Genomic DNA, 17,522 nt, shown 5'->3' on the forward strand with positions numbered 1-17,522 from the left:
TTCAGCTCCCCGAGGCGGCCAGGCCCGCATCGGGCCCGAGCGTGATGGTGACGAGCGCCAGGTAGGCGCCCGGCTGCAGCTGGCTGTCGCTGGCCGTGGCGAAGTCGGAGACCACCAGGGTCAGGTCCGTCTCCTTGGGCGCGCTGCTGGTCGAGGGCGAGCCGACGCCCGAGGCGTTGCTGGCGCTGGTGCGGACCGTGGCCGACGTCGCGCCCCAGGCGCTGATCGTGCAGGTGTAGTCCACCGAGCCGACGAAGCCGGGCTGGGTCGTGGTTCCGGTCACCGCCAGCGGCGAGGCCGTGATGGCCAGGGCCGCGCCGGCGTAGTTGCAGAAGGTGCCGGGCAGTTGGATCGACTGGTTGGCGATGCTGGCCAGCCGGCCCACGCGGGCGCCCGAGCTCTCGGAGATCTGGCCCAGCGCCAGCGAGCCGGGATTGGGCGCGCCCAGGACGCAGACCTGGGCGACCTGGGCGTCCAGGCCGACGGTCCCCTGGACGGGATCCTGGGCCCAGGCGCCGGTCGCCCCGGCCAGCGGGGCGAGAAGAGCGGTCGCCGCGAGTCCGACAAGGCAGGTTCGGTGCAGGATCATGACGACCTTTCTCCCCTCAGGTGGCCGGAGCCAAAGTCACCGCCACCGAGCCCGAATAGGACCCGGAGACGAGCCGACCGCCGGCCGGCGTGGCCGCGTCGGCGAAGCTGACGACGATGTCGCTGGCGAAGATGCCGGTGGTGCTGGCCGCGCCGCCGCCGGAGGCGAGCGTGCTGTCGGAAGCCGACACCGAGCCGCCGGCGGGCGAAGCCGTGGCGGTGGCGGTGTAGTCGATCCGACGCTCGAACCCGGTCGGGGCCGTGCTGGTGAAGCTGGTGTTGAAGATCGGCTGGGCCTCGACGGCCATGGTCGCCGAAACTCCATTGCACCAGCCGTTCAGCGTGGCGCTCCGGCTGGTCAGCTTGACGCCGTCGAGTCGGCCGATGGCCGAGACGTCGCCGGTCTGCAGCGACAGTTCGCCCAGATCCAGGACCACGTTGTCGGTCACGAACAGGCAGCGGTTGGAAACCGTGCCGTTGACCTGCACCGTGCCGGTCACGCTCTGGGCCTGGGCCTGCCCCGAGGCGGCGGCGAGCGCGAGGCTCGCCGCGGCGACGGTCAGGAGAAAGGTGCTACGCATGGCGCTTCCTCCCTTCCCGGCCCGATCACGAGGGCTCGATGGTGATCGAGATCGTGCTTTGGTAGTTGCCGGCCATCAGCAGCGCGCCCGAGGCGGTGTTCAGCGCGTAGGCCTTGACCGTCAGGTTGTCGGCGCTGTTGGCCAGGCTGCTCGACAGGCTCTGCACGGTGGCGGCCGGCAGGGCCGCTGCGGTCACGTAGCTGACCGTCTGGGTCGTGCTGTTGGACAGCGCGGCGTCCAGCGCGGCGGTGTAGTCGATGTTGCCGGTATAGCCGGTCGGGGCGGTGGCGCTGGGGGTCAGCGACAGGCGCGTCGAGCTCAGCGTCACCTTGGGGGCGGCGGTGTTGCAGTTCACCCGGAACTGGGTGGAGCCGCCGGGGCTGGCGTTGGTCGAGCCCGACAGGGTGGTCGACAGGGTGCCGTCGGCCTGCGACAGCTCGCCCAGCGGGATCGAGCCCGAGAAGGTGCCGCCGCTGCCGCCGGTGATGACCACGCACTTGGCCGCGACGCTGCCGGTGACGTTGACCGTGCCGGTGACCGTCTGGGCCATGGCGGCCGGGGCGACGGCCAGGGCCAGCAGGGCGGCGGCGCCGAGAAGGATCGTCTTCTTCATCTCTTCACTCCCAAAGTCTTGCGTCGGCGGGGCCGACTTCTGTTTGTTCCGGGGTCTTGCACCCCCTCCCCCTTCAAAGGACGCCGGATCCGCCGGGGGAGCGGGCCCGGAGGGCGGGTCACGGCGAGACGCTGAGCGTCACCGTGAGCGAGTCCGAATAGGTGTTGGCGGCCGCGAGGATCTGGGCGCCGGCATAGGCGGCGCGATGAACCCGCAGGTACGAGCCGGAGACGTCGTAGGAAGAGCCGTTCAGGCGCAGCCCCTGGCTGGCGCTCGCCGGCCCCTTGAAGCCGCAGGTCGCGCCCGAGGTGCTCTTCAGGTCGCCGGTGTCGCAGGTAGCGTTGACCGTGCCGACCCCGACGTCGCCGACCAGGTTCAGGTCGACCAGATAGGGCGCCAGGTTGGTGTAGCCGGTCGCCGGGGTGACGCTGGAGGCCAGCAGGCCGCCATTGCTCGACACCACCGCGGCGCGGAACGGCACCGTGCACTGCAAAGTAAAGGGGAAGTCCGCCGTGAAGGCGTTGTTGACCTCGCCGACATCCGTCGAGCCGCCGGGCGCCATGCCCGGCGCGAAGCCGCAACGTCCGCCCACGGAAGCCGTCACCGGAATGGACAGGACGATGTTCGGGGGCGAACCGCCGGCATAGGCCGTAACCTGCGCCCGGCTTTCGGTCACGCTGGCCGCGAGGATCACTCCCGCCAGCAAGCTCCCGCCAAGTATCCAGTCCCTATAGGACGGCTTGCGCTGGGTGCGCACGGCGCGAGGAAGCGTCAGTTGCTTGCCAGCCATGTCCCAGACCCCGTTTCTCTTAACAAGTTCTTAATGAACGATTGCAGAGAACCGGGGGCCTGAAATCCCCCACCTTGGGTAGCTAGTACAGTTTCACCCGACAGGAGAATTTGAATAAAATACGGACGTGTAGAGCACGCTTAGTAATACAAATGTATATAGCGAACTCTCAGTGATAAGCATTCTCAAAAATCGTGCGACAAACCGACGCTATGCAACACCTAGTAATCCCAGGTTGTGGATAACTTATCCCTAGTTGGTTTTAACTGCATAACAAAGTCGGCCCGGCCAAAGCAGCTGGGTCCAGCGCCGGCCGAAGGCTGGCGAGGGAGGGAAGGATGGACGGCTCTCATGCCGCAGCGGCGGTTTTCGACACAAGCGCGGTGCGCTTCTGTCTCGATGAGGACGCGATCGCTCGCATCGTTATCGACCAGACCGCCACGGTGCTCTGGCGTTCGCGCGCCGCGGCCGTTCTGCTTTCAGGACAAAGCCCGCTGGTCGATCGCGGCGGCAAGATCGGCGGCGTCGACCGCCGCACGCATCACTTCCTGATGGAACGGATGGCCGAGGCCCTGGCCGGCCACGAGGTCTGCCAGTTCATCGAGAGCGACGACGACGACCGGCGCTTCCTGCTGCGCATGCGCGCCGTGCAGGACGGCGATCAGATGGCGCTGGTGATCGTGCTGAAGGACTTCGACGCCCCGGCCAACCTGCCCCGCCTGGGCGCCCTGTTCGGCCTGAGCATCATGGAGGCCAGGATCCTGGCCGAGATCATCGCCGGCCATAGCGCCGACCGGATCGCCGAGCTGAAGGGCGTCTCGATCCTGACGGTTCGTACGCACATCAAGCACATTCACGGCAAGATGGGCGTGCGCTCKAAGGAAGAGATCCTGGCCACGGTGATTAAGATCTTCGCCTGACGGCTCAGCCCGCCGCCGCGCCGCGCACCGCCCAGGCCAGCAGTCGCTCGCCGAGCGTCTTGGGATGCGCCAGCTCCAGGCGATGAAGGCCGGCGTCGAACCCGGACGACCTCAGCCCTTTCCACATATGGCCGAGCAACGCGAGCGGATCGCCCTGGGCCGCCTTCAGGCGCCCGAGCGCCGGCAGCAGGGACTGCTCCACCGCATCGAAATCCGAGCCGAACGGCAGCAGCGGCGCCAGGCCCGCGACCTTGACCGGCGCCAGCGCCTCGGCGATGCGGTCCGGCGTATTGCGACGGAAGGGCTCGGGGATCACGTAGCCGGCTTCCAGCTTGCCCGCGCTCTTGGCGGCGTCGAGCAGCGCCAGCTGGAAGCGGGAATCCGTGATGTTCAGCATGCGGACGACGGCGTCGCGATCGGTGCGCCCCCGCAGGTCGGCGATCCCATACTCCGTGATCACCACGTCCTTGAGGTGACGCGGGATCGTGCCGTGGGCGTAGGACCACAGGATGTTGGACGCGGCTTTCCGACCACCGCCCCGCACGGCCGGCAGGGTGATGATCGAGCGCGCGCCCTCCAGCGCGAAGGCCTGCGCGACGAAGTTGTATTGCCCGCCCACCCCGCTGACCACGCGGCCGTCGTCGAGCCCGTCTGAGATCACCGCGCCCAGCAGGGTCGCCATCATGGCGGTGTTGACGAAGCGGGCGTCGACCCGGGCCGCCCGCCGGGCCGCCTCGTCGCCATAGATCTCGTTGATCCCCGAGATGGCCTGCATCTGGAACCTGGCCCGTTCGTCCTCGGGCATCTCGCGCAGGGCCCGGTAGAAGGCGCGCGGCCCCAGGAAGAAGCCGCCATGCAGCACCGCGCCGTCGACCTCGCGCTTGAGCACGCCGGCCCGCCGCAGGTCGAGCAGGCAGTCGACGAACATCTCGGTGGCCGCATAGAGGCCGCGCTCGAAGCTTCCTCCGCAGGGCGGCGGCGACCCCGTCGGCGACAGACGCTGAACCGCCTGCGCGAAGACCTCGGGCTCGCGGTGGCGGACGATCAGCCCCTGGGCCACCGCGTCGCTGATGGCGCCGATGCCCATCTGGATCGTGCCGCCGTCGGGAACCAGTGAGGCGGCGTGAAAGCCGATCGCGTAGGAGGCGTCGGGGATCGGCTCCTTGGGCGGGGCGAACAGTGGAAACTGCACGTTTGGCCCGTCGAGCAGATGGCTGAACATCTCGGCGGGCAGGTCGCCGTCGCCGGGCATGAACGGCAGCTCGTCATTGACCTGGCCGACCAGCAGGAAGTCCGCCGCCCCCGCCTTGCGGGCCGCCAGCAGGTCGAGCGTGATGTCGGTGTTGCACGACAGGCTGTAGCGGTCTCCCCTGCCCGCCACCAGCTGGGCGACGACGTTGACGCCCCGTTCGCGCAGATAGCCGGCCGCGTGGGTGTAGTTGGCCGAGATGTAGCTGCGCTGGGCGCAAGGCACGTTCAGGCGCGTGCCCGCCTGAAAGAAGAACTCGTCGACCTCGATGTTGGGCGGCAGGGCGTCGCGCCGCTGCAGGTCGGCGTAGGCCAGCGACGGATAGCCGCCGAGCTTGCGCTCGATGATCGGCCCAAGGAACCGCTTCTCCAGGTCCGACTTCGGGCGCGGCGCCTCCAGGGTCAGGGCCGTGAAGACATGCAGGTGCAGCGACGGGTCAGCCAGCGCCCTGGCCACCAGGGCGTTGACCACGTGGTTGGCCTTGCCCAGGCCCAGCGGCAGGCCCAGGACGATGCGACGGCCGACGCGCGTGATGATCGCGTCGGCCAGTGCGTCGGGGTCGGTGAAGCGCGGCGTCATGCTGCGAGCTTGGACCATCCGGTCATCGGATTGAAGCGCTCAAGCTCGCGCCGCGGATCACGGGCGGGCTTCGAAACTGCGCGCCTCGCCCTGGCCTGGCCGGTCAGGAATGTCGCCGTCGCCCTGCGCGCCCGCGCGCCTGTCGCTGACCGCGCCCAGGCGAGCCTGCGCCCGCGCCTGGGTCGCCAGGCCGTCATGGGCGAAGTCGTCGACGGCGATCACCTCGGCGACGGCCTTGTCGGCGGCCTGCAGTTCGGCGATCTCGGCGGCGGAGACCAGGCCCTGATCGGCGGCGACCTTCCAGTCGCCGATCTTCTGGGCCTTCAGGCGATCATGGATGGGCTGGGTCGCCACCACCCGCTCGAAAGCGTCGATCAGTTGGCCGACCGCCTGGTCCTTGCCGCCGACATAGACGTTCTCGACCAGGCGGTCGCGGGTGTCGGACGGATGCAGCAGCAACTCGGCGCAGGCCTGCGTCGTGCGATCCGACGGGCCACGGCGATGCACGCCGAACGGCAGGATCGCCGCCCGCAGCAGCCACGCCGCCGGACGGTTGGGCAGGTTGGCGAATACCTCGTCGAAGCGCTGCTCGATGGTGGCGAAGGCCGTGTCGGCGCACCATTGCAGCAAGGGGAAATCGGCGTCCTGGCGCCCCTCGTCCTCCCAGCGCTTCAGCGCGCCCGACAGGAAGTAGAGCTCGGAGAGAATGTCGCCCAGGCGCGCCGACAGCATCTCCTTGCGCTTGAGGTCGCCGCCGAGCGTCAGCAGGGCGATGTCCGAGGCCAGGGCGAAGCCGGCGCTGTAGCGGCCGGCCTGGCGATAGAAGCGCCGGGCGCGGCCGGCGTCGGGCGCCGGCGACAGCGCGCCGTTGGTCCAACTGCGGGCGAAGGTGCGGATGCCGTTGCGCAGGGCGTGGGCCACGTGGCTCCAGAACGCCTCGTCGAAGTCCGCCAGGCCCTTCTCGGGATCGGCGTCGCCCAGGGCCAGGATCTCACGGAGCATGTAGGGGTGTGCGCGGATGGCTCCCTGGCCGAAGACCATCAGGCTGCGGGTCAGGATATTGGCGCCCTCGACGGTGATGCCGACCGGAATGGCCCGGTACTGCGCGCCCATGTAGTTGCGCGGCCCCTCGATGATCGCCTTGCCGCCGTGCACGTCCATGGCGTCGTTGACCACCACCCGCATGCGCTCGGTCGCGCCGGACTTCAGCAGGGCCGAGATCACCGACGGATGCCTGCCCATGTCGAGGCCGGCGCAGGTCAGACGGCGCGCGCCGTCGACGAGGTAGGCGTTGCCGGCGATGCGGGCCAGGCGCTCCTGCACGCCCTCGAACTTGCCGATCGAGATGCCGAACTGCTGGCGCACGCGCGCATAGCTACCCGTCGTCAGGGCGCTGAAGGCGGCCGCCGCGCCCGACAGCGCCGGCAGCGAGATGCCACGTCCGGCCGCCAGGGCCGTCATCAGCATCTTCCACCCCTGCCCCACGCGCTCGGCGCCGCCGATGACGAGATCCATGGGGATGAAGACGTCCTTGCCCCAGTTGGGACCGTTCTGGAACGTCTGGAAGGCCGGCAGGTGACGGCGCCCGATCTGGACGCCCGGCGTGGTGGTCGGCACCAGCGCGCAGGTGATGCCGATGTCTTCTTCGCCGCCCAGCAGGCGGTCGGGATCGCGCAGCTTGAAGGCCAGGCCCAGCACCGTGCAGACGGGACCCAGGGTGATGTAGCGCTTGTGCCAGTTGAGGCGGATGCCCAGGACTTCCCGCCCCTCCCAGGTTCCGCGGCAGACCACGCCCTCGTCGACCATGGCCGAGGCGTCCGAACCGGCCTCGGGGCTGGTCAGGCCGAAGGCGGGGATCTCCCGCCCGTCAGCCAGGCGCGGCAGCCAGTGGTCCTGCTGGGCCTTGGTGCCGAACCGCATGATCAGCTCGCCCGGGCCCAGCGAGTTGGGCACCATCGTCGTCACCGCCGCCGACACCGAGCGGGTGGCGATGCGGCGCACGACCTCGGCGTGGCCAAAGGCCGAGAAGCCCAGGCCGCCGTATTGCTTGGGAATGATCATCCCGAAGAACTTGTTCTGCTTCAGGAAGGTCCAGACCTCGGACGGCAGGTCGCGGGTCTCCCAGGTCATGGTCCATTCGTCGACCATGGCGCACAGCTTTTCGACCGGGCCGTCCATGAAGGCCTGCTCGTCGGGACGCAGCTGGGGCTTGGGGAACGACAGCAGCTCGTTCCAGTCGGGGTCGCCGGTGAACAGCGCCGCATCCCACCAGACGTCGCCGGCGTCGATGGCGTCGCGCTCGGTCTGGGACAGGGCCGGCAGAACGCCCTGGGCCCATTGGAAGACCGGCCGGGTGAGGAGATCCCGGCGCAGGGAGGAGATGGTCATGACGAGACGCCCGCCTTGTTTACTGGTCGAGCGTCAAACGCGCCGGGGCTCGCATGGCTCCGGCTTTTCGGGGTCGTGAACGTCAGCAGGCCGACGCAAGCGGCGGCGCTCCAGGGGGATGGAACGCCGCCGCCGCGCCGGTGTCAGCCGATCAGTTCATAGGCCGGAAGGGTCAGGAACTCTTCCAGCGTGTCGGACAGCACCATGCGGGTGAAGAGGTGCGCGGCCTCCTCCAGGCGCGGCGAGCCGAACTCGCGGCGCAGGTCGGTCATCTCCTGGGTGAACAGGCTGACGAACAGCTCGGGGCTGAGCACCCGGCCGTCGTCGAGCTCGGCGCCCAGGCGCACCCACTGCCACAGCTGGGTGCGGCAGATCTCGGCGGTCGCGGCGTCTTCCATCAGGTTGTAGAGCGGCACCGCGCCGCGGCCCTCGAGCCAAGCCTGGGTGTAGCGCACGCCGACGCGGACGGCCTCGCGGGCTCCGGCCTCAGTGCGGGCGCCGTCGTGCAGCTCCAGCATCTGGGCCTGCGTGATCTCCAGGCCTTCCAGCGTCTTGTCCAGCTGGTTGGGCGCGGGCATCAGGCGATCGAAGACCTCCATGGCCACCGGCACCAGGTCGGGGTGCGCGACCCAGGTGCCGTCGTGGCCGGCGCCGGCCTCGCGCTCCTTGTCGGCCCGGACCTTGGCGAAAGCGGCCTGGTTGGCGGCCTCGTCGCCCTTGACCGGGATCTGGGCGGCCATGCCGCCCATGGCGAAGGCGCCGCGGCGGTGGCAGGTCTGGATCAGCTTCAGCGAATAGGCGCCGAGGAAGGCCTTGCCCATCACCATGGCCGAGCGGTCAGGCGTCAGGAACGCCGGCGTGCGGCCCAGGCGCTTGATGAACGAGAAGATGTAGTCCCAGCGGCCGCAGTTGAGGCCGACGATGTGATCCTTCAGCTCGAACAGGATCTCGTCCATCTCGAAGGCGGCCGGGATCGTCTCGATCAGCACCGTGGCCTTGAACGTGCCGACGGGCAGGCCCAGGGCCTCCTGGGCGCGGATGAAGACCTCGTTCCAGAGGCGCGCCTCCAGATGGCTCTCCAGCTTGGGCAGGTAGAAGTACGGGCCCGAGCCCTGCGCCAGGGCCGCGCGGGCGTTGTGGAAGACATAGAGGCCGAAGTCGAACAGCGCGCCGGCGACAGGCGCGCCGTCGACTTCGAGGTGGCGTTCGGGAAGGTGCCAGCCGCGCGGGCGGACCTTCAGGACGGCCGGGTTGGCTCCCAGCGCGTAAGCCTTTCCGGACTTCGGATCGACGTGGTCCAAGACGCCGTTCCAGCGGTCCTTCAGGTTGACCTGGCCTTCGACGACATTGGCCCAGGTGGGAGCCGTGGCGTCCTCGAAGTCGGCCATGAACACCTTCGCCCCGCAGTTGAGGGCGTTGATGATCATCTTGCGGTCGACCGGGCCGGTGATCTCGACGCGGCGGTCGGTGAGGTCGGCCGGAATGGCGGCGACGCGCCAGTCGGCGGCGCGAACGTGCGAGGTCTCGGCCAGGAAGTCGGGCAGCTCGCCGGCGTCGAAGCGGGCCTGGCGCGCCTGGCGGGCGGCCAGCAGCTCGCGGCGGCGACCGTCGAAGCGGCGGTGCAGGTCGGCCACGAAGGCCACGGCCTCGGGGGTGAGGATCTCTACCGCCCGGCCCTCGATGGGGCCGAGGATCTGGACGTTGGCGGCGATGTCGAGAGGCATGGCGTGTTCCGTGGTGTTGGGACGCGGACTTGGAAGAGGTTTATCGGATGCCTTCAGCGCACCCAAGTCGAAGCCGGAGCCCAGGGACCGCCGTGCCGCGCCGGCCACCGCGAAGAAGCCTCGACGCCGCGCGGCGGCCCTGGGTCCCGAACGGGCGCCAGGCGCCCTCCGGGATGACGATTGCAGTGTGGCGGATGAGGAGAGGAAGCAGGCGCCTCCCCTCACCCGCGGGCGCCGAGCGTCTTTAAGCGCTCTTGGGCGCTTCGGTGGCGCGGATGGTCGGGACGATCTGATCGCCCCAGTTGCCCGAGCCGTCGTGGTGGCGCGAGGTGCGCACCAGCTCGACCGAGTAGCCGGCCTCGATGGCGCGGCGGACGGCTTCGTTGAGGCGGTGCGAGGCCTCGGCGAGGCGGTCCACGGCGCGATCCTGGGCCGACGAGTCCGGCATCGCGGCCGGAGCGAATTGCGTGACGTTGGTCATGGCGTTCTCTCCTGTAGGTTTTCGCCAGTGGGGGTGAAGTGGGGGTTATCGGTTTCGGACGCCGAGCTATTCGGCGGCGAACTGGTTCATGGTGTTGGCGTGGCCGCCGGCCTTCAGGGCCCGCTCGCCGCCGACCATCTCCTTGAAGGTGTCGCCGAGGTCGGAACCGACCTCGTGCTGGTGCTTCACGGCCGAGACCCCGCGACGGATCTCCTCGCGCTGCACCGAGTTGACGTAGGCCTGCATCCGCTGGTCGCCAAAGTAGCCGCGCGACAGCTCGTCGACGCTCTTGGCGGTCAGGTGGAAGGTCGGCAGGGTGATCAGGTTGTGGAACACCCCGGCGCGGGCCGAGATGTCGACCTGGAAGCGGGCCAGGCGATCGTCGGCTTCGCGGCCCAGATCGGTGGCGTCGTACTCGGCCGACATCAGGACGTTGCCGTCGGGATAGGAGTCCTCGTGGATCTTGCCCTCGGCGATCCACTGAGCGCGCACCTGCTTGCGCAGGTTCAGGGTCCAGTTGAACGACGGCGAGTTGTTGTAGGTCAGCTTGGCGTTCGGCACGGCCTTGCGGACCTCGGCCACCATCGAGGCGATCTCGTCGACGTTGGGCGTGTCGGTCTCGATCCACAGCAGGTCGGCGCCGCCTTGCGTCAGGTTGGCGATGCAGTCCTCGATCACGCGGGCCCGGCCGGTGCCGTCCTGGAAGACGAACAGGCCGTTGGCCATGCGCACCGGCTTGACGAAGGCGCCGTCCTTCATGATCGCGATCTCGCCGTCGCGCAGCGGGTTCTCGGCCGTGATGGCTTCCGTCTTCAGCCACTTGATGTATTCGGCCGCCAGATCGCCCGCGCCCTGGCTGACGGGGACCTTCTGGGTCAGGCCCGCGCCCAGGCTGTCGGTGCGGGCGACGATGACGCCCTCGTCGACGCCCAGTTCCTCGAAGGCTAGGCGGCAGGCGCGCAGCTTCTCGATGAAGTCCTCGCGCGGCACGGTGACCTTGCCGTCCTGGTGGCCGCACTGCTTGGCGTCGCTGACCTGGTTCTCGATCTGCAGGCAGCAGGCGCCGGCCTTGATCATCTCCTTGGCCAGCAGGTAGGTCGCGTGCTCGTTGCCGAAGCCGGCGTCGATGTCGGCGATGATCGGAACGACGTGGGTCTCGAAGGTGTCGATGGCCTTGATCGCGGCCTGCTCGGCGACCTGGTCGCCGGCGTCGCGGGCGGTCTTCAGGGCCTTGAAGAGGTCGTTGATCGCCACTTCGTCGGCCTGGCGCAGCGAGACGTAGATCTCTTCGATCAGGTCGACGACCGAGGTCTTCTCGTGCATCGACTGGTCCGGCAGGTGGCCGAAGCGGTTGCGAAGACCCGCGACCATCCAGCCCGACAGATAGACGTAGGCGCCCTTGGTCGTGCCGCGCAGGCGCTTGACCGACTTGATCATCTGCTGGGCGTGGAAGCCAGACCAGCAACCCAGCGACTGGGTGAACTGGCTGCTGTCGGCGTCATAGGCGGCCATGTCGGCGCGCATGACGACGGCCATCTCGCGAGCGATGTCGAGGTGGGTGTTGAAGGTGTTCTGCAGCTTCAGCTGGATGATGTCGTCGATGGCGACGCCGCCGGGCGTCACGCCTTGCGGATAGCGGGCGGTAAGGTCCTGGCGGTGCTCGGCGTAGGTCTTGCGCATGGTCGTCATTCTTCCCCATCGGGGCCCGCTTGTTGGGAGGCGGGCTGTAAGCTGTGACAGGGAACTAACGCCGATGCGGCAAGGCGGTCGAACCTATTGAAGACGATTTGTCACAAATCGACTTTGTGTATTTTGTAAATTCGTGACAACGTGACAGACATGGTCACGACCGACAAAAAGCTGTTCCTGGGCGGCCGCCTCAAGCGCCTCCGCCGCGACCTGGGCGTCACCCAGAGCCGCATGGCCGACGAGCTGGGCGTGTCGCCCAGCTACCTGAACCTGCTGGAGCGCAACCAGCGACCGGTGACGGCCCAGATGCTGCTGCGCCTGGCCGAGGCCTATGACCTCGATTTGCGCACCCTGTCGGCCGACGACCCGGGCGGCGGCGCGGGGCTGGAAGAGGTTCTGGCCGACAAGATGTTCGCCGACCTGGGCTTGGGCCGGCATGAGGTGGCGGAAGTGGCCGAGCTGTCGCCGGGCCTGGCCGAGGCCATGGCCCGCCTCTATCGCGCCTATCTGGATCGCGGCCGCATGATCGACATGGGCGCCTTCGAGCGTCCGGACGGCCTACCCTCCTCGTCGTCGCAGTCGCCGACCGACTGGGTGCGCGACCTTGTCGGCTCGCAGCGCAATCACTTCGCCGAACTGGAGACGGCGGCCGAGGCCATCGTCGCGCAACTCGACGCCGACCTGCAGGACCTGGGCCCGGCCGTGCGCGAACGCCTGGTCGCCCGCCACGGCATCCAGACGCGGGTCATGCCGGCCGAGGTCATGGCCGGCTCGCTGCGCCGCTACGACCACCACCGCAAGCGGCTGATGGTGTCGGAGACCCTGGCCCCGGCCAGCCGCATCTTCGCCATGTGCTACCAGCTGGGACTGATGGAGGCGCCCGAGGCGCTGACCCGCCTGGCCGACCGCTTCGCCGCCCCCGACCGCGCCACGCGCCAACTCTTGAAGGTGTTCCTCGACAACTACCTCGCCGCGGCGATCATGATGCCCTACGAGCCGTTCCACGCGGCCATGGAGGCCAGCGGCTACGACATCGAGCGGGTGCGGCCGCGCTTCGGCGTCAGCTACGAGCAGGCCGCCCAGCGCCTGACGACGCTCAGCCGCCCCGGCGCGCGCGGGATCCCGTTCTTCATGATGCGGCTGGACGCGGCGGGGAACATCTCCAAGCGCTTCGCCGCCGGCCCCTTCCCGTTCTCGCGCTTCGGCGGGGCCTGCCCGCGCTGGAACGTCCACGACAGCTTCAAGACCCCCGGCCGCATCGTCACCCAGGTGATCGAGACCCCGGACGGCGAGCGCTATTTCACCCTGTCGCGCACCGTGCGGCGGACCTCGGGCCTGCAGGCCGGGCTGGAGGACGAACTGGTCATCGGCCTGGGCTGCGAGCTGAAGTTCGCCGGCAAGCTGGCCGCCTCGCGCGGGCTCGACATCGCCTCGCCGCTGGCGGTCGAAATCGGGCCATCGTGCCGGATCTGCGAGCGCCCGGCCTGCCCCCAGCGCGCCGCCGCCCCGATCAACCGCACCCTGCTGGTGGAAGAGGCCAGCAAGTCGGTGACCCCCTTCCCGTTCGCACGCTGAGGCCTCAGACGGCCCAGCCGTCCAGCACGGCGCGAACGTCCATCGCCCTGGCCTCGGCGGCGCTCAGCGTCCGTCCACGACGGAAGGCCGCCGCGCCGGGGCCACGGGAGCCGTACTGCGAAAAGCGGACATCCTCCGGCTGCAGCATGGTGCGCGGATTGCCGTCCTTGCCGGTGTACCACATCTCCGTCCAGCCCTCCGGCGCGACGTGGTGGTCCATCCAGCAGTCGATGAAGGCGGTCTGCGCCACGTATTTCGGGTCGCCATAACGGCCGTCGGGGAACTGGCTCGACGGCCGCCAGGGCCGGCCCAGATAGACCGAATGACGCGCCGTGCCCGGCGCCTTGGTCAGGCGGCAGTCCTTGAAGACGAAGCCGAACGGCTGGTCGATCGGGGTGCTGGGCGCGACCACGTAGCCGTCGACAGGGTCGACCGGGCGCGGCAGCGAGCGGATCTCGCATTCCCGGAAAAACGCCCTGCCCGCTCCGAAGATGAAGTCGTAGCTGCCGGCGATCAGGCAGCGCTCGAACAGGCTGCGCCCCGCGTCGGGAAACAGCGTGTCCTGGTAGCTGAGAATGTCGACCTGCCTGAACCGCGCGCGGTCGCTGCCCTTGTCGAGCATCAGGGCCACGGCCTGCGGGCCGCCGCCGTCGTGCGAATGTAGGCCGCCGGGCTTGCTCATCTCGGCCAGGCCGTCGAAGGCGTTGCGGATGGTCAGGTTGCTGGCCGAGAAGTCCGGCGCGCGGACGAACAGGGTCGGCGTGCGGAACGTGCCCCAGCGCTTGCCGTCCGGCGCGGTCAGGCCCGAGGCCGCCAGGTGGGTGATGATCGAGCCCGTGCGGCTTTCACCGACCAGGTGCACGAACGGCTTGTCGATGACGACCTGCTCGTCGAAGGCGCCCTTGGTCACCAGGATGCGGAAGGGCCGCGTCCCATTGGCCGGCGCGGCGGCCACGGCGGCCGACAGCCTCTCGTAGGTCGGGACCGAAAACCGGCGCGGGTCGTTCGGGCGCTTGAGCACGGCGTCGTAGCGCGGCGCGGCCGAGGCGACGCCAGGAAGCAGCAGGAGCCCGGCCGCCACGGCCCGTCGCGAAACCATCGTCATCGAAGCCTCGAAAGAAAAAGAGCGGGCGCCGGCCGGGAGGGACGGCCGGCGCCCAACATTCCCCTGGGAGGAGGAAGGTCCGGTCCAGCCTAGAAGGAGTACCTCAGGCCGAAGTTGTACTGCCGGCCGGTGTGCGAATAGACGTAGATGCTGTCGCGCATGCTGTCGGTGTACTGCTCGTTGAAGGCGTCGGTCAGGTTCAGCCCCTCGAAGGTGACCTTCAGGCGCTTGTTGATCTGGTACGAGGCCGAGGCGTCGACGGTGAAGGTGTCGCGCACCCCGTCGATGTCGTTGGTCGACGTGCCGCTGGGCACGGCGGTCAGGTACTTGTCGCGATAGGCGCCGGAGACGCGGGCGCTGAACTTGCTATCCTCGTAGTAGAGGGTGGCGTTGAAGGCGTTCTTCGACAGGCCCACCAGGTCGTTCTGCACGAAGCCGGTGGCCGAGCGCGACGAGATGTAGTCGATCTTGGAGTCGACGATCGTGACGTTGAAGATCGCGCCCGTATGGCGCAGCGGGCCCGGCAGGAAGCTGAACGGCTGCTGGTAGCTGATCTCGATCCCCTTCAGCGGCCCGCCCTCGGTGTTGACCGGCTTGCTGAACAGGAAGGTGTCGTTGGCCGACACGCCGGCCAGGCCGTCGAGTAGGCTGGTCGGCAGGCCCGAGGCGGCGAAGGTCTGCGAGATCCGCTGCGTCTGGATGTAGCTGTCGATGTCCTTGTAGAACAGGCCGACCGACAACAGGGCGTCCTTGGCGAAGTACCATTCGGCCGACAGGTCGTAGGTCGTGGCCCGGATCGGATCGAGATACGGGTTGCCCGAACTGACGCTGAACACGCCCACCACGCTGAGGCTGCCGCCCGGCGTCAGGCTGCCGAGGTTGGGACGGGTCATGACCTTGGCCGCGCCGAAGCGCAGCAGGAAGTCGGGGGTGACCTCGGCGGTCAGGTTCAGGGCCGGCAGCACGTCCTCGTAGTCGCGATCGACCGTGGCCTGCTGGGCCGCGCCGGCGACCAGCTGGTAGCCGGTCGAACTCTGCTCGGTCTTGACGTAGCGCACGCCGACGTCCCCGCGGATCGGCCAGGCGAAGCGATCGGAGTTGAAGTCCAGTTGCACGTAGGCGGCGGTGTCCTTCTCCTCGACGCTGCGGATGTTGCCCCGGGCGGCCGAGTTGCTGGCGCCCGACAGCTCGAACAGGCCCGTGCCGCTGTAGATGTTGAACAGCTTGGCGAAGGCGTCGAGGTCGGGAGCGGCCCAGCTGGTGGGATAGCCCGAACCGCCGAGGTTCTTGCCAAAGCCGCTGACCAACTTGGTCAGGCTCGACAGCGTGACGCCGGCCGGCAGGGTCGGCACGACGGACTCGTTGACCCGCGCCAGGGCCCAGGAGTCGAACTCGTACTTCTTGAGGTTCACCCCGGCCTTCAGGCGGAAGGTGTCGGAAAGCTCGTAGTCGCCGTCGAGCTGGGCGGTCTGGATGGTGTTKGTCACGCCCTGCGGCCGCAGGCGGATTTCCGAGCGCGCGGCGCCGAAGTTGTAGGCCAGCGGGTCGGTCACATCGAAGCCGAAGTTCATCGCCGGCAGCTTGGCGTTGTTACGGTAGTCGTACGAGAAGCCGTCGGCGTTCTCGCGGTTGAGGATCACCGTCGTCTGGATCGGGTTGTCAAAGTCCGACTTCGAGAAGCCGACCAGGCCCGTCACCTTGAAGCGGTCGGAGAAGCGGTGTTCGACCGTGAAGGTGCCTTGGGTGTACTTGGTGTCGAGCTTGTCGAAGCGGGTCTCGCTCTCGACGTCGACGTCGTCGAACAGGCCGTAGACCATGTCGCCCTTGGAATTGACGACGCCGTCGCGGACGATGATCTCGGGCCGGCCGCCCTGGGCGGCGTTGCGCGCGAAGGACAGGGCTTCCAGCCAGTTCTCGGTGCGGGTGGCCTTGAAGTCGGAATAGAGGAAGTCGGCCGTGACCAGGGTCTTCTCGTCGGGCCGGAACTGCAGCGAGGTGGTGACCCCGAGACGCTTCTGGTCGTGGGTCAGGCGGCCGTAGCGCGGGAAGCGCGGGGTGAACACGCTGGCCGAACTGGCCTGGGTGAAGGTCGAGGCCGGGCTGTAGCCACCGACCTCCGTGCCGTTCAGCCAGCCGCCGGAGCCGTGGCCCTCTTCCAGCAGGTTGCGTTCGGTGTAGGCCACCGAGACCAGGGCGCCGAGCTTGCCGTCGGCCCAGGTGTTGGAAGCCAGCAGGGCAAAGCGCGGGTCCCAGCTTTCCGACAGGTCGTTGTAGCCCTGCTGGGCCGAGACCACGAGGGTTGCGCCCTTGTAGTCGAACGGCCGGCCGGTCTGCAGGTCGACCGTCGCGCCCAACGAGCCCTCTTCGGTCGAGGCCGAGGCGGTCTTGCGCACGGTGATGCTGTTGAAGAGCTCCGAGGCGAAGACGTTGAAGTCGAACGAGCGGTTGCGGTTGGCGCCGCCCGAGCTGTCGGTGCCGCTGGCCGTGCTCTGGCCCTCGACGCCGTTGATGCGCACGCGGGTGAACTGCGGACCCAGGCCCCGCACCGTGATCTGGCGGCCTTCGCCGGCGTCGCGGGCGATCGAGACGCCTGGCACGCGCTGGATGGACTCGGCGAGGTTGGCGTCGGGGAAGTCGGCGATGTCCTCGGCCTTGATGACGTCGACGACGCCGCTGGTGCGCTTCTTGATGTTCAGCGCGCTGCCCAGGCTGGCGCGGAAGCCGGTGACGACCACCTCCTCGACGGCGGCGGGCTCCTCGATGGTGTCGCCGATCGGCGCGGATGACTGCTGCGGAATGGCCACGACGGCGGTCGAAGCCAGTTGCACCGAGCCCTTCTGGCCCAGCACGGCGGTGCGGCCATCGTTTGAGACCACGGTCAGGTTGGCGCCGTCGAGCAGGCGCGAAAGGCCTTCGGAGACGGTGTAGGTCCCGCGCACGGCGTTGACCCGCTTGCCCTGGACGGCCGCCTGCGGGGCCAGGATCTGCAGGTCGGCCTGCTTGCCGAACTGGGGAATGCCGGTGGCGGCCGCCTGGGCCGGCACGTCGAACTTGCGCGTCTGGGCCTGGGCCTGGCTGCTGGCCAGGACCGCGGCGGCGCCCGCCGCCAGCATCAGGGCCGATTTTCCGTAGACGTCTCGCGGATAACCCATTCCGCGCCCTCCCTATTGTTTGTTTCGCACGGCGCTTCTGGGAGCGCCTGTCTTGAGCGATGGGCGGGAAACCGGTTTCCGTCACGAC

The 17,522-nt window shown here is 68.7% G+C and carries 13 protein-coding genes; 2 read left to right on the forward strand and 11 right to left on the reverse strand.

The genetic code is table 11. The features are described 5' to 3' along the window. Position 1: 1 nt before the first annotated feature. The 4 genes from AC1DCG_RS13635 to AC1DCG_RS13650 form a co-directional block, all read right to left on the reverse strand. Positions 2-589 (reverse strand): hypothetical protein, encoded by a 588-nt coding sequence (locus AC1DCG_RS13635; protein WP_165255080.1) that lies wholly within the window; start codon positions 587-589, stop codon positions 2-4. Between the two features lie 16 nt (positions 590-605). Then, positions 606-1,169, reverse strand: a complete 564-nt coding sequence (locus AC1DCG_RS13640) for a hypothetical protein (protein WP_477030314.1) — start codon at positions 1,167-1,169, stop codon at positions 606-608. 25 nt (positions 1,170-1,194) lie between these two features. Then, on the reverse strand, positions 1,195-1,782 hold the full coding sequence (locus AC1DCG_RS13645) for a hypothetical protein (protein WP_477041518.1): 588 nt from the start codon (positions 1,780-1,782) through the stop codon (positions 1,195-1,197). A gap of 118 nt (positions 1,783-1,900) precedes the next feature. Beyond that, positions 1,901-2,572, reverse strand: coding sequence for a hypothetical protein (locus AC1DCG_RS13650; protein WP_477030316.1), 672 nt, complete (start codon positions 2,570-2,572; stop codon positions 1,901-1,903). Between the two features lie 338 nt (positions 2,573-2,910). Here AC1DCG_RS13650 and AC1DCG_RS13655 point away from each other — a divergent pair, with 338 nt between their 5' ends. Then, complete coding sequence (locus AC1DCG_RS13655; RefSeq protein WP_477030317.1) at positions 2,911-3,492, forward strand: helix-turn-helix transcriptional regulator; 582 nt, start codon at positions 2,911-2,913, stop codon at positions 3,490-3,492. Between the two features lie 4 nt (positions 3,493-3,496). Here AC1DCG_RS13655 and AC1DCG_RS13660 read toward each other — a convergent pair whose 3' ends face one another. The 5 genes from AC1DCG_RS13660 to AC1DCG_RS13680 form a co-directional block, all read right to left on the reverse strand. Next, the gene (locus AC1DCG_RS13660) at positions 3,497-5,338 is read right to left on the reverse strand and encodes an acetyl-CoA hydrolase/transferase C-terminal domain-containing protein (RefSeq protein WP_477030318.1); all 1,842 of its coding nucleotides are present in this window, start codon (positions 5,336-5,338) and stop codon (positions 3,497-3,499) included. A 39-nt stretch (positions 5,339-5,377) separates the two neighbouring features. Then, positions 5,378-7,708, reverse strand: coding sequence for an acyl-CoA dehydrogenase (locus AC1DCG_RS13665; RefSeq protein WP_477036681.1), 2,331 nt, complete (start codon positions 7,706-7,708; stop codon positions 5,378-5,380). Positions 7,709-7,851: 143 nt separating this feature from the next. Next, entirely contained in the window at positions 7,852-9,432 is a 1,581-nt protein-coding gene (gene aceB, locus AC1DCG_RS13670) for a malate synthase A (protein ID WP_477030320.1), read from the reverse strand. Positions 9,433-9,676: 244 nt separating this feature from the next. Then, positions 9,677-9,913 carry a hypothetical protein gene (locus AC1DCG_RS13675; RefSeq protein WP_477030321.1) on the reverse strand — a complete coding sequence of 79 codons (237 nt, stop codon included), beginning with the start codon at positions 9,911-9,913 and terminating at the stop codon, positions 9,677-9,679. A 66-nt stretch (positions 9,914-9,979) separates the two neighbouring features. Beyond that, a complete protein-coding gene (locus tag AC1DCG_RS13680; protein WP_477030322.1) occupies positions 9,980-11,602 on the reverse strand; it encodes an isocitrate lyase in 1,623 nt (540 codons plus the stop codon). Between the two features lie 150 nt (positions 11,603-11,752). Between AC1DCG_RS13680 and AC1DCG_RS13685 the strand changes: the two genes are divergently transcribed. Then, entirely contained in the window at positions 11,753-13,177 is a 1,425-nt protein-coding gene (locus AC1DCG_RS13685; protein WP_165255068.1) for a helix-turn-helix domain-containing protein, read from the forward strand. A 4-nt stretch (positions 13,178-13,181) separates the two neighbouring features. Here AC1DCG_RS13685 and AC1DCG_RS13690 read toward each other — a convergent pair whose 3' ends face one another. Beyond that, positions 13,182-14,282, reverse strand: a complete 1,101-nt coding sequence (locus AC1DCG_RS13690; protein WP_477030324.1) for a pectinesterase family protein — start codon at positions 14,280-14,282, stop codon at positions 13,182-13,184. 89 nt (positions 14,283-14,371) lie between these two features. Beyond that, entirely contained in the window at positions 14,372-17,434 is a 3,063-nt protein-coding gene (locus tag AC1DCG_RS13695; protein ID WP_477036682.1) for a TonB-dependent receptor, read from the reverse strand. Between the last annotated feature and the right edge of the window lie 88 nt (positions 17,435-17,522).

It is taken from the genome of Caulobacter sp. 10L414, from assembly GCF_056395525.1.

Coding starts and splice junctions, on each gene's coding strand:
- aceB (WP_477030320.1), bottom strand. CDS start 9,432: ATGCCTCTCGACATCGCCGCCAACGTCCAGATCCTCGGCCCCATCGAG.
- AC1DCG_RS13690 (WP_477030324.1), bottom strand. CDS start 14,282: ATGACGATGGTTTCGCGACGGGCCGTGGCGGCCGGGCTCCTGCTGCTT.
- AC1DCG_RS13650 (WP_477030316.1), bottom strand. CDS start 2,572: ATGGCTGGCAAGCAACTGACGCTTCCTCGCGCCGTGCGCACCCAGCGC.
- AC1DCG_RS13645 (WP_477041518.1), bottom strand. CDS start 1,782: ATGAAGAAGACGATCCTTCTCGGCGCCGCCGCCCTGCTGGCCCTGGCC.
- AC1DCG_RS13685 (WP_165255068.1), top strand. CDS start 11,753: ATGGTCACGACCGACAAAAAGCTGTTCCTGGGCGGCCGCCTCAAGCGC.
- AC1DCG_RS13680 (WP_477030322.1), bottom strand. CDS start 11,602: ATGACGACCATGCGCAAGACCTACGCCGAGCACCGCCAGGACCTTACC.
- AC1DCG_RS13665 (WP_477036681.1), bottom strand. CDS start 7,708: ATGACCATCTCCTCCCTGCGCCGGGATCTCCTCACCCGGCCGGTCTTC.
- AC1DCG_RS13675 (WP_477030321.1), bottom strand. CDS start 9,913: ATGACCAACGTCACGCAATTCGCTCCGGCCGCGATGCCGGACTCGTCG.
- AC1DCG_RS13640 (WP_477030314.1), bottom strand. CDS start 1,169: ATGCGTAGCACCTTTCTCCTGACCGTCGCCGCGGCGAGCCTCGCGCTC.
- AC1DCG_RS13660 (WP_477030318.1), bottom strand. CDS start 5,338: ATGGTCCAAGCTCGCAGCATGACGCCGCGCTTCACCGACCCCGACGCA.
- AC1DCG_RS13635 (WP_165255080.1), bottom strand. CDS start 589: ATGATCCTGCACCGAACCTGCCTTGTCGGACTCGCGGCGACCGCTCTT.